General features: G+C 70.2%; 10 protein-coding genes. 7 read left to right on the top strand and 3 right to left on the bottom strand.

The annotated features are described in order from the left end of the window. Both ACSC1Q_RS18520 and ACSC1Q_RS18515 read left to right on the top strand, forming a co-directional pair. Window positions 1–713 (top strand): hypothetical protein (locus ACSC1Q_RS18520; RefSeq protein WP_436759939.1); only part of this gene is annotated, 713 nt, incomplete at its 5' end. Then, entirely contained in the window at window positions 620–1,804 is a 1,185-nt protein-coding gene (locus tag ACSC1Q_RS18515) for a hypothetical protein (protein WP_436759938.1), read from the top strand. The genes ACSC1Q_RS18520 and ACSC1Q_RS18515, both read left to right, overlap by 94 nt. Window positions 1,805–1,893: 89 nt before the next feature. Here ACSC1Q_RS18515 and ACSC1Q_RS18510 read toward each other — a convergent pair whose 3' ends face one another. Further along, a complete protein-coding gene (locus ACSC1Q_RS18510; RefSeq protein WP_436759937.1) occupies window positions 1,894–2,832 on the bottom strand; it encodes an MBL fold metallo-hydrolase in 939 nt (312 codons plus the stop codon). A 97-nt stretch (window positions 2,833–2,929) separates the two neighbouring features. Here ACSC1Q_RS18510 and ACSC1Q_RS18505 point away from each other — a divergent pair, with 97 nt between their 5' ends. Continuing rightward, window positions 2,930–3,583 carry a single-stranded DNA-binding protein gene (locus tag ACSC1Q_RS18505; protein ID WP_436759936.1) on the top strand — a complete coding sequence of 218 codons (654 nt, stop codon included), beginning with the start codon at window positions 2,930–2,932 and terminating at the stop codon, window positions 3,581–3,583. 92 nt (window positions 3,584–3,675) lie between these two features. Here ACSC1Q_RS18505 and ACSC1Q_RS18500 read toward each other — a convergent pair whose 3' ends face one another. Continuing rightward, window positions 3,676–5,295: a DUF1015 family protein gene (locus ACSC1Q_RS18500; protein WP_436759935.1), complete on the bottom strand. Its 1,620-nt coding sequence runs from the start codon at window positions 5,293–5,295 to the stop codon at window positions 3,676–3,678. Between the two features lie 111 nt (window positions 5,296–5,406). Here ACSC1Q_RS18500 and ACSC1Q_RS18495 point away from each other — a divergent pair, with 111 nt between their 5' ends. Together ACSC1Q_RS18495 and ACSC1Q_RS18490 are read left to right on the top strand one after the other, a co-directional pair. Continuing rightward, a complete protein-coding gene (locus tag ACSC1Q_RS18495) occupies window positions 5,407–5,838 on the top strand; it encodes a tetratricopeptide repeat protein (protein ID WP_350967959.1) in 432 nt (143 codons plus the stop codon). 456 nt (window positions 5,839–6,294) lie between these two features. Continuing rightward, window positions 6,295–7,323, top strand: a complete 1,029-nt coding sequence (locus tag ACSC1Q_RS18490) for an HAD-IIA family hydrolase (protein WP_436759934.1) — start codon at window positions 6,295–6,297, stop codon at window positions 7,321–7,323. A gap of 196 nt (window positions 7,324–7,519) precedes the next feature. On the opposite strand, the gene ACSC1Q_RS18485 is transcribed toward ACSC1Q_RS18490, so the two are convergent. Beyond that, on the bottom strand, window positions 7,520–7,867 hold the full coding sequence (locus ACSC1Q_RS18485) for an SCP2 sterol-binding domain-containing protein (protein ID WP_350967957.1): 348 nt from the start codon (window positions 7,865–7,867) through the stop codon (window positions 7,520–7,522). A 573-nt stretch (window positions 7,868–8,440) separates the two neighbouring features. Here ACSC1Q_RS18485 and ACSC1Q_RS18480 point away from each other — a divergent pair. After that, window positions 8,441–8,896 carry a hypothetical protein gene (locus ACSC1Q_RS18480; protein WP_436759933.1) on the top strand — a complete coding sequence of 152 codons (456 nt, stop codon included), beginning with the start codon at window positions 8,441–8,443 and terminating at the stop codon, window positions 8,894–8,896. Next, entirely contained in the window at window positions 8,893–9,711 is an 819-nt protein-coding gene (locus tag ACSC1Q_RS18475) for a TlyA family RNA methyltransferase (RefSeq protein ID WP_436759932.1), read from the top strand. The genes ACSC1Q_RS18480 and ACSC1Q_RS18475 overlap by 4 nt, the downstream gene beginning before the upstream one ends. Window positions 9,712–10,148: the final 437 nt, after the last annotated feature.

Below are 10,148 nucleotides of genomic sequence, written 5' to 3'. Positions count from 1 at the left end.
CCGTGGTGATCGTCCCGGTTCCGGCCGTGACGATCGCGGTGGGGACCGGCCGTCGTTCAACCGCGACGACCGTGGTGAGCGCAGGCCGTTCAATCGTGATGACCGTCCCGGTGGGGGGCGTCCGCCGTTCAACCGTGATGACCGTCCGGGTGGTGGTTACCGTGGTGATCGCGGTGACCGTCCTTCGTTCAACCGCGACGACCGTCCCGGTGGGGACCGTCCTCCGTTCAACCGCGACGATCGTGGTTCCGGGCGTCCTCCCTTCAACCGCGATGATCGCGGTGGTGAGCGTCGTTCGTACGGGGACCGTGACCAGACCCGTAGCCGTTATGGCTCGCGCCCGGATGGTGAGCGCAGGCCGTTCAATCGTGATGACCGTCCGGGTGGTGGTTACCGTGGTGATCGTCCCGGTTCCGGCCGTGACGATCGCGGTGGGGACCGTCCGTCGTTCAACCGCGACGACCGTGGTGAGCGCAGGCCGTTCAACCGCGACGACCGTCCCGGTGGAGGGCGTTCCTTCGGGAACCGTGACCGCGACGGTGAGGGGTCCCGCACCCGCTACGGCCGGGACGATCGGTCCGGTGGCCGTGACGAGGCTCCCAGCGGTCAGCGTGAGGAGTTGCCGGAGCTCGCGCCGGACATCACCGCGGAGGAGCTCGACAAGGAGATCCGCGAGGAACTCCGTTCCCTTCCGCTCGACCTCGCGGAGCTGATCTCCCGCCACCTGGTGGCGGCCGAGAGGGCTCTCGGTGAGGACGACGCGGAGCGGGCGTACGAGCACACGAAGGTCGCCCGTCGTTTCGCGGCCAGGATCGGGGTGATTCGCGAGGCCGTCGGCATCGCGGCCTACCGCGCGGGTCACTTCTCCGAGGCGCTCAGCGATCTGCGCGCGGCTCGCCGGATGACGGGGTCCGACTCGTTCCTGCCGATCATGGCGGACTGCGAGCGTGGCCTTGGCCGTCCCGAGCGCGCCCTTGATCTGGTCCGCTCCAAGGAGGCCGAGCGGCTAGACCGCGTCGGCAAGATCGAACTCGCCATCGTGGAGTCCGGCGCCCGGAGGGATCTCGGTCAGAACGACGCGGCGGTCATCACCCTCCAGCGCCTTCCCGAGCTGCGTGACACCCGTCCTCAGCCCTGGTCGGCCCGCCTCGCCTTCGCCTACGCCGACGCGCTGTCGGTGGCGGGTCACGAGGGGCCCGCCACCGAGTGGTTCGGCCGGGCGATGGCCTTCGACGAGGACGGCGAGACCGACGCGGCCGAGCGTTACGCGGAGCTGACGGGCGCTGTCATCGAGGATCTCGAAGAGGACGACGACGAGGACGGGGAAGTCATCGACGCCGACACCCGCTCCGAGGGCGGCGCCGATGCCGAGGTCGGCGACGAGACCGACACCGATGACGGCGATGAGGTCCTCCACATCGACGATGACGCCGACATCGACGACGTCGCGGATCTGGACGCGGAGATCGAGGCTGAAGACGACCTCTTCGACGACGAGTTCAGCGAGAACCGGGCCGCTGCCGGCGATGCTCCGGACAACGGCTCCGCCGAAGAAGTCTCCTCCGAGAAGGTCTCTTCCGAGAAGGTCTCCGAGAACGAGCCGGTCGACGCCGAGCGGAAGATAGAGGAGAAGCCCGGCAAGGTGGAGCGCGCTGTCGGCCCGGCCTTCATCGAGCCCGACTTCGGCGACATTCTCAGTGACGCCCCCGATGCCGGCTCCGACGGAGACGATGACGACCTGGACGAGGATCGGGACGGGGACGACGAGCAGGGCCGGGGCCGGGGCAAGTCCGAGAAGAAGTAGTTCAAGGGACCTTCACCACGTTCCGGGTGGACGGGCCGTCCATCCGGAACGTGGGAGGTACCTCCAGAGTGATCCTGAGCCTCGCGTCCTTACGGCTGGACCCGGTCCAGCCAGTGCAGGATGCCGGCCACGTTTGACGGGGCGCCGCTGAGCAGTTCGAACCGCTCGGCGGTCGCCTCGTCCGCGTTCAGGGCCGCATAGCGGTCGCGGGTGCGCTCCCTCACCATGGCGGCGGCGTGATCCAGGTCCATGCCCTCCGTACGGGTCTGGCGGGTCATGTCCACCCAGACGCGAAGCTCCTCGGCGGAGCGTCCCAGGATCTCCTCCACATCCGCGACCGGCCCGTAGTGACTGAAGAGCAGTCTCTGCGGGCCCAATGCTTTGAACAGGGCGATCGAGTCCAGCGCGGTCCGCAGGTCGAAGTCCGGCGGGGGCGTGGCGGGGCGCAGGTCGCCCGTTTCGGGAAGGTAGACCCCGGCCGCGTCGCCGACGTAGAGGTCTCCGGTGCCGGAGTCGATGAGCCCCACATGGTGTCTGGCGTGCCCTGGTGAGTAATGGCTGTTCAGGGTACGGCCGTTGCCGAGGTCGATCGTGTCGGTGTCGCCGAGCGCGCGGATCCGCGAGGCTTCCGTGGGGGAGAGCTCGCCGAACAGGGCGTCCAGCTTGTCGCCCCAGACCGTCCGCGCGCTGGCCATCAGCCTGGACGGATCGGCGAGATGCCGGGCACCCTTCTCGTGAACCACGATCTCCGCGTCCGGGTAGAAACCGGCGATGTCGCCGACCCCGCCCGCGTGATCCAGATGGATGTGCGTGACGACGACCGTGGCGAGATCTCCCGGGCCGACGCCCAGCGAGGTCAGGGCGTCGCGCACCACGGGAGCGGAGGTGGAGGTGCCGGTCTCCACCAGGCAGGGACGGTCTCCGAGGATCAGGTACCCGGCCGTGATGCTCGAATATCCGGCCATCCTCGTGTCGATCTCGTAGACGTCCCCGCCGAGCGCGGTGATGTTTTCCACAGGCCACCTCATAACTGGAACCGGCGTCCACAGAACAGTATTCGGGCCATTCCTGTGCGGCTCACATCGTAGAGAGTCGTCCTCGACCGGCAGGATCGAGGAGGATCGCATGGATCGTAACGAGGTCATTCTCGTGGGCCGCCTGCCTGAGGCGGCCCACATCAGGGTGTTGCCGAGCGGAAGCAAACTCGGCACCTGGCGCCTGATCGTCCGACGGCAGCACCGCTGGCGTGGAGCCCGGGTCGACACCATTCCGTGCGCGTCGTTCGAGCTCGAAGTGATCGAGGCCGTGGCCGGTTGGCTGCCCGACGACATCGTCGAGGTGACGGGTTCGCTGCGCCGCCGCTGGTGGGGAAGTGAAGGGGCGAAATCGTCCGGGTACGAGGTCGAGGTGTGTTCGGCGAGACGTCTCGAACGCAGGGTGACCACGATCCTGACCGGCGAGGAGGGGGTTCCGGTGCCCGCTCCGCCTCGGTCGGTGCGCTCACTCGTGCACGCGGAGCAGGGAGACGCCGAGCAGGAGGATGCCGGACAAGGAGATTCCGGGCAGGGTGCGGAGTCGCGGCTCGTTCCGGTTGAGCGAGGTCCTGCCTCGGCGGGGCCTGACGACCTCCCTCTGATTCGATCGGAACTCGCTTCGGAAGGTACGTCGGTGCCGGTGCCGGTGTTGGTTCCACAAGCCGTGGAGGCGTCGATTTCGGACCGTTCTGGGGTGTCTCACCTCGCGACACGCGCGGGAATGGTCTCCGGAGTGAGCGAGTGACCGGTGTCCTTCTTCGCATGCATCCGAGATCGCGGGATATCGGAGTTTCTCGGAGCCCCGGCTTCCTCTCGGGATTCGGGCTCCTCGAACTCTCAGGGGCCCGGCTTCCCGAAGGGCGGGTTGTCCGTGGGCGATGTCCGCCCCGGGGTGAGCAGGCGCAGGACCAGGCCGGTCCTGGGCTTCGGGCCGAAGGAAGTGGACTTGCGAGGCACTCGTTCCCCCTGGGCCGCGACCGCGAGCACATCGTCGACGGCGAGCGGGCGCAACAGCACCGCGGTCCCACCGGAGGCCCGTGCGAGCCGTACGGCGGCCTCCGGGTCGTGGTGGACGATACGCACCGACAGCTCGTCGTCCCGCATTCCCCAGACCTTTGGCAGGAGAAACTCCGCGAGGACGGAGGTGTTCAGTGCTCGCCACCTGGCCGAGCGCTCGGAGGGCATGGCATGTTCGAGCTGATCGAGGTCAGGGTCGCTGAGAAGGTGGGTGAGCCCGCCGGAGGAGAGCAGGTAGGCCGGTCCGCTGGTCTCGTCCAGCGCGGCCAGGCCCTCGGCCAGGTCCGTGTGCTCCTGAACCCGCCACGAGCCCTTGGCCTTGGCCAGTGCCTCTTCGAGCGGCAGCTCGGGAATGACCCGGTGGATGGCCTTCAGATCCGGTGGGTAGGCGCTGGAGTCCACCAGGAGCGCGAGGCCGAAATCCCACGGCTCGGCCTCCACGAAGCTCAGCGGCGTCACCGCTGCCACCGATGCCACAGATGCCACGGATCCCGCAGATCCCACGGGTGCGGTGGGTTCCGTTGGTGTCACCGGTTCCACCTGTGTCAGGGGGGCTCCCCGTGTCAGGGGTGCCACAGGTCTCGCGGCGTTCGCGGGCCCTGCCGGTGTCACGGGCACGGGCTCCGCCGGTGTCGTCCCCTCCACGGCCCCCACCCGCCCCGAGGGCGTCCCCGCCGTCCCCGCCGTCCCCGCCGCGCCTGCCCGGGCCGCTGTGTCGGTCGTGGACGTGGCATCACTTGGGGGAGCGGCGCGGTGTTTCCGCTGGAGCGCGAGGTAGGTGGCGTAACGATGGTGCCCGTCGGCGATGAGGGCCTGGCGGGGGCGGAGGTCGGCGTCGATGGAGGCGAGCTCCCCGGTGTCGGTGACGGCCCACAGCCGGTGCCTGACCCCGTCTTCGGTCCTCGCCTCCACCAGCGGAGGCCGGGACGCGGCGACACGGTCGACGAGGCGGGTGGTGGCGCCGTCCGCGCCTTCGTAGAGCAGGAAGATGGGTTCGAGGTTGGCTTCCGTGGTGCTCATCAGCGCCAGCCGGTCGGCGACGGGTCCGGGCATCACGTTCTCGTGAGGCAGGACGATGTGCAGTTCCGGACCGGCCAGGCCCACGTCGCCGATGATTCCGCGCTGCAGGATCCCGGGGCCCGACTGCTCGTAGACGTAGACCGCGGGCGTCTCGTCGGCGGCCAGCACCCCGGAGGAGAGCCATTGGTGAAGCGTCTCCCGCGCCTCGGCGTATCTGTGCTGGTCGGTGCCGGGAAGGATCAAGCGCACCACGTTGTTGGGATGGGTGTCGAGCAGCTTTCGCACGCCGGCCTCGTCGATGAGGTCGTAAGGCGGTGAGGTGACCCCGGCCAGATCGTCGACCGTGAACCGTACGCCGCGGAACGGGCGGAGCACCAGCCCGCCGGGTATCGGCAGTTCAGGATTCGCCATAGAGGGCATGCTGCCATAAAGGCCTGAAACGGCCGGGGGCCGCTTCGAGTCTGTGGTGGTGCCCGGTCCGTCAGGGAATCGGCCAGATCTGTCGTCTGTCGATGAAGGAGGCCTCACATAATGGTCCAAGGACGTGGCGGTCCGTCTGATTCCCCCAGCCCCGAGACGGGCGCTCCGGTCGGGGACGTCTACGAATGGTTCCAACGAGGGATGAGGCTGCTGGCCGAGGGCAGTCCGGCGGCGGCGGCCGCGCTGCTGGAGCGGGCGGCCGACGCGGAGCCGGAGTCACGGAGCATCCGGGAGGCTCTCGCCAGGGCGCAGTTCAACTCCCGTCAGTACTCTGACGCCGCCGACAGTTTCCGCTGGATCATCGATGCCAACCCGGCTGAGGACTACGCGTATTTCGGGCTCGGGCTCGCCCTCTGGCGCACCGGGGACATGGAGGGGGCTCAGGAACCGCTGGCCATCGCCGTCGCGATGCGACCCGACCTGCGGCACTACGTTTCCGCGCTGAAAAGCGTTCGCGCCACGTTGCGTGCCCGCAGGATGTGATCCGTACGAGTAAAGCGCTGTGATCCTCCGGTTCACCGGATGCGATCCTTGCGGGCTCGCGGCAGGCGGGTTGCGCCCAGGTTGCGTCTGCGGAGGTGGTGTACGAGTTTCCCCAGGTGACAGGCGTGGCCGCAGGCGTCCGTCGTATGTGGTCTGTGTGGGGTTGCCGGTACGGCCGCGGATGTTCGCCGTGTGTGGTTCGCGTGGGTTTGCCGGTTGTGGTGATGGGTGGCTGTTGTCTGTGACCGCTGTGGCGATAGGTGGCTTTTGTCTGTGATTCGGATGAGGTCGTAGGCGTCCGTCGCATGTGAATCCATGTCGGCCCGCGGGCGTGGCCCGTAGACGCTCGTCAGATGTGATCTGGGTGGGTTCGCCGTGGGTTCGCCGAGGGTGATCCAGGCCGCTCCGTCGGATGGACCCGTGCGGATGGTGGAACGCGGGTGATGAAATGGGCCGGTGGATACGAATACGCTGATCGACTCGTACGACACCCTTCTCCTTGACCTCGACGGGGTGGTGTATCTCGGGCGCGACGCCGTGCCGTCGGCTCCCGAGGCTCTGAGCCGGGCGGCGGAGCGTGGTGTGCGCCTCGCCTACGTCACCAACAACGCCTCGCGCACCCCCGCCGCCATCGCCCAGCACCTGCGTGCGCTGGGCGCTCCGGCGACCCCCGAGGACGTCGTGACCTCCGCCCAGGCCGCCGCGCGGCTCGTGGCCGAGCGGGTCGAACCGGGCGCCGCGGTGCTGGTGGTCGGCGGGATGGGGCTGCGCTCCGCACTGCGCGCCCACGGGCTGCGTCCGGTCAGCACCGCCCTGGACGCCCCGGTCGCGGTCGTCCAGGGCATCGCGCCCGATCTCTCCTACGGCCTGCTGGCCGAGGGAGCACTCGCCGTGAGGGAGGGGGCGTTCTTCGTCGCCGCCAACGCCGACTCGACCATGCCGACCGGCAGGGGCGAGCTTCCCGGCAACGGCGCGATGATCAGGGTCATCGCCACGGCGACCGGGGTGGAGCCGGTCGTCGCGGGAAAGCCCGAGCCGCCCCTGCACCGGGAGTCGATGCTCCGTACCGGATCGCGACGGCCCCTGGTGGTCGGTGACCGGCTCGACACCGACATCGAGGGGGCGAACAACGCGGGAGTGGACAGCCTGCTGGTCCTGACCGGGGTGGCGAGCCCGCTCGACGTGCTGACCGCCGTTCCACGGCACCGGCCCACCTACGTCGCCGCTGATCTGTCCGACCTGCACCGGCCCTACCCCGAGGTGCGGCGGATCGGGAACGGATGGGCCTGCGAGGGGTGGACGGCCCGCTGGGAGGAGGGCGCGCTCACCCTCGAAGGCGAGGGTGAGCCGCTCGACGGGCTCCGCGCCGCGGCCGCCGCGACCTGGGAGGCGGTGGGCGAGGGCCGGGCGGACGAGGACGCGGTGAAGGCGGCACTCGACTTCGTCCTCCCGCCACGCACCCCGGGCACCCCGCGCTCCGGCTGAGACGGCCGCCTCGGCCCCATGACCACGGCCCCCTGACTCCCCGGCCCCTGACCACGCCCCCCGACTCCCCGGTCACGTGGACCCGGCGGGGACTCACGCCGCGTGATGACCGGGGGCCGGGAAGTCAGGGGCCGAACCGGCCATCGCCGGCTTCGGGGACTCTCCTTCCGCGTGATCCCGACCGAGGGCGGGACCCTCAGAGAAGCTTGCGCAGGCGGAGAAGGTCACCGAAGCTGGCGTCGACCTTGACCCGCCCGCTGAAGACGGCCCGTCCCATGTCGAGCTCCCCGTTGACCAGGGAGATGAGATCATCGCTGCCGATGGTCAGCTTCACCTCGGCCTGCCTGCCGTCGTTCGCGGCCAGGTCCTCGAAGGGGCCGAGTCCGCCGTGGTGGATGTGCCCGTAGAAGGTGACGCCGAGATCCTTGACGTGGCAGCTGATGCTGCGCTCGACCACGTGCTTGGCGCGGCTTTCCTGGTCAACCTCGTCGAACTGCTCGCCGAGTTTGCGCAGTGCCACCCGGCACTCGTCGACGGTCGCCATCGCGTGGCGCTCCCTTCTCTCCCTGACCGATCCGAATCCCTTGCAGGTACGGACGGTAGCGTTCCACATGGGTACGGCATGCAATCCGGCGCGGGGGTGTGCCGGAGAAAGAGGCGGCTGTCATGGCGTCGAAACATCACGTGGGTACGCGTCGGCGGTCGCCGACCTTAACGGGATGACAACGAGCGAGGCCCCCGTGATAGTTCACGGTTTACCCATTTTTGGAGAACCCCTTCCCTCCTGGCCCACGTCGGCCGGGCCGGTGCCGGATCGCCCTGTGCGGAAGCGGCCGGAGGGGGAGGGCGGCTTCCCCTCGGGAGCCGGGAGCCGGGAGACGGCGAGACCGCGAGCGTGGGCACGGTGAAGACGGAAAGGGCGGGAAGGCCCGCCGGGACGACGAGGGGCGCGGGTTCCGATACGGTCGGGGAATCCACGGGCGCGGAGCCGCCGAGCGTCGTGCTCGTACGACGGCGGCCGTGTTCGTACGGTGTTCGTACGGTGTTCATACGGAGGAAGGGCTGCGGAGACGGCCACGAGGGCCGAGGCGGCCAGGAGCGGTTCCGGAGGGGGCGCATGACGGACCTGCTGGAGGAGACGGACGAGACGGGCGACGAGCGGGTGGACGCCGCGCTGGGCGGGCTCACCCGTCTCGGTGCCCTGCCCGTCTCGGCGCACGCGGACGTCTTCGAGGAGGTGTTCGGCGGGCTGGAGCGGGCGCTCGCCTCGGTGAACGACGTCTCGGGACGGGAGCCCGCCTCGGTCGGCGATCTCCCTGGCCAGGCGATCACTCCGGCACACGGTGCGTCGAGGCAGGGGCCGGGGACGGCACTGACCCACGGTGTCCCGGGGCCGGGGCCAAAGCCGGGGCCAGGACCGAAGCCGGGACCGGCGTACGGCGGCTTGGGGCGAGGACCGTCCCCGGCGGGCGGCGTCCCCGGAGGGGACGGCCCCTCGGGACAGGCGCCGGCGCGCGGTGTCTCCGGGCAGGAGCCGGAACCGGCGGACGGCACCCGGGACGGGCGCCCGTGAGCCGGCGGACACGCCTCGACAGCGAGCTCGTCCGCCGGAAACTGGCGCGGTCCCGGGAACAGGCGGCCCAGCTCATCGAGGCCGGCCGGGTCAGCGTCGGCGGTCAGGTGGCCGCCAAGCCCGCGACCCAGGTCGACACGGCCTCGGCCATCGTGGTCGCGGAGGCGGCCGAGGGGCCCGACTACGTCTCGCGGGGCGCGCACAAGCTCCTCGGCGCGCTGGAGGCCTTCGGCCCCCTCGGCCTCGCCGTCGAGGGGCGTCGCTGCCTGGACGCGGGCGCCTCGACCGGCGGCTTCACCGACGTGCTGCTGCGCGCAGGAGCGGCCCACGTGCTGGCCGTCGACGTCGGGTACGGCCAGCTCGCGTGGTCGCTGCGGACCGACGACAGGGTCACGGTGATGGAGCGGGTCAACGTCAGGGACCTGAAACCCGACATGGTCGGCGAGGCCCCCACGCTGATCGTCGGTGATCTCTCCTTCATCTCCCTGCGCCTGGTGCTGCCGGCCCTGGCCCTGTGCGCCGCAGGGCGGGCCGACTTCGCGATGCTGGTCAAACCCCAGTTCGAGGTCGGCAGGGAGCGGGTCGGCGCGGGCGGGGTCGTCCGCGACCCGGAGCTTCGCGCCGGGGCCGTACGGGACGTGGCCGAGGCCGCGCGGACCCTCGGCCTGAGCGTGCGAGGGGTCACCGCGAGCCCGCTGCCGGGCCCGTCCGGCAACGTCGAGTACGTCATCTGGCTGGGCAAGGGAGAGGGCGCCCCGCCGGTCCCCGATCTTGACGCGGAGATCGAACGGGCGGTGGCGGAAGGCCCCCGATAGGTCCGTGGGTCCGTACATCCCTCACCCGCCGGGGCTCCCGGGGCTCCCCGCCTCCCAAGCCCCTCGCCCCGAAGCCGCACGCACTCAAGCTTCCCGCCTCCCGTCCCCAAGCCTCACGCCCCGCGCTTCCCGCTCCCGAACCCCCGCTCCTGAACCCCCGCTTCCCGGCGCACGCTCCCGAGTCCCCGAACCCCCGCCTCCCGGCCACCCTGGCGCCCTCGGCGCCTGGGCGACCGGGGAGAGTGGAGACCTGACATCCTCATCCCCCACCGGAACCGCCGGAGATCCCGGAGATCCCGGAGGTCGCGAAGATCTCCGGAAACCCCCGGAATCCTCCGGGCGGAGGGGATTCCCGCGATCGTCCATGAGAGTTCCCGATCCACCGCCGGCCGCCCGCCAGGAGAAAATCCTTGAGGTCCCACACCAGCTCCACAGGC

This window comes from Streptosporangium heterodermiicola, assembly GCF_051390675.1.
GTDB lineage: Bacteria > Actinomycetota > Actinomycetes > Streptosporangiales > Streptosporangiaceae > Streptosporangium.
This window is presented reverse-complemented; position numbering and strand designations above follow the sequence as displayed.

Coding starts and splice junctions, on each gene's coding strand:
- ACSC1Q_RS18480 (WP_436759933.1), top strand. CDS start 8,441: ATGACGGACCTGCTGGAGGAGACGGACGAGACGGGCGACGAGCGGGTG.
- ACSC1Q_RS18500 (WP_436759935.1), bottom strand. CDS start 5,295: ATGCCCTCTATGGCGAATCCTGAACTGCCGATACCCGGCGGGCTGGTG.
- ACSC1Q_RS18510 (WP_436759937.1), bottom strand. CDS start 2,832: ATGAGGTGGCCTGTGGAAAACATCACCGCGCTCGGCGGGGACGTCTAC.
- ACSC1Q_RS18495 (WP_350967959.1), top strand. CDS start 5,407: ATGGTCCAAGGACGTGGCGGTCCGTCTGATTCCCCCAGCCCCGAGACG.
- ACSC1Q_RS18485 (WP_350967957.1), bottom strand. CDS start 7,867: ATGGCGACCGTCGACGAGTGCCGGGTGGCACTGCGCAAACTCGGCGAG.
- ACSC1Q_RS18505 (WP_436759936.1), top strand. CDS start 2,930: ATGGATCGTAACGAGGTCATTCTCGTGGGCCGCCTGCCTGAGGCGGCC.